The organism is Streptomyces caelestis (genome assembly GCF_001279005.1).
In the GTDB taxonomy this organism is placed as follows: Bacteria; Actinomycetota; Actinomycetes; order Streptomycetales; family Streptomycetaceae; genus Streptomyces; species Streptomyces heliomycini.
This window is the reverse complement of the sequence record NZ_LGCN01000069.1, coordinates 1-465: the sequence shown is the minus strand read 5'-3', so window position 1 is coordinate 465 and position 465 is coordinate 1. Positions and strand designations below refer to the sequence as shown.

Below are 465 nucleotides of genomic sequence, written 5' to 3'. Positions count from 1 at the left end.
GATCCTGAACGACGGTGAGGGCGAGACGGTGATTCCGTTCGCCTGGAACGGTGTGCGCCTGCACGCGGTCGGCGCCTCCGCCGTCCGCGTCCGCATCGGCAAGCTGGACGGCCGTGCCGTCACCCTGTCCGTGGCCGACGTGACCGGTGCACCCGTGATGTCGGTCGGGTCCATGGCGGGTCGGCCGGTATCGGCGGACCAGCTGGGCGCGGCGTCCGGGGACGCGGGCGCGCTGTACGGCATCGAATGGGTCCCGAGGGCTGCCGGTGCCGCCGGTGCGACGTGGACGCCGTGGGAAGACGTGGCGCAGGCCGAGGACGTGCCGGAGACGGTGGTCCTGGACTGCGGTGCCGATGCTTCGTCGCTTGCTGCCGGTGTGGAGGTGCCGGTGGGTGTGCGGTCGGTGGTGCATCGGGTGTTGGGTGTGGTGCAGGAGTGGCTGGCGGGTGAGCGGTTCGCGGGTTC

Annotated in this window: 1 protein-coding gene; it reads left to right on the top strand. The window is 72.0% G+C overall.

What is annotated here, in order from left to right:
- On the top strand, positions 1–465 hold a 465-nt coding region (locus ADK41_RS06825; RefSeq protein ID WP_037805364.1), incomplete at both ends, for a hypothetical protein.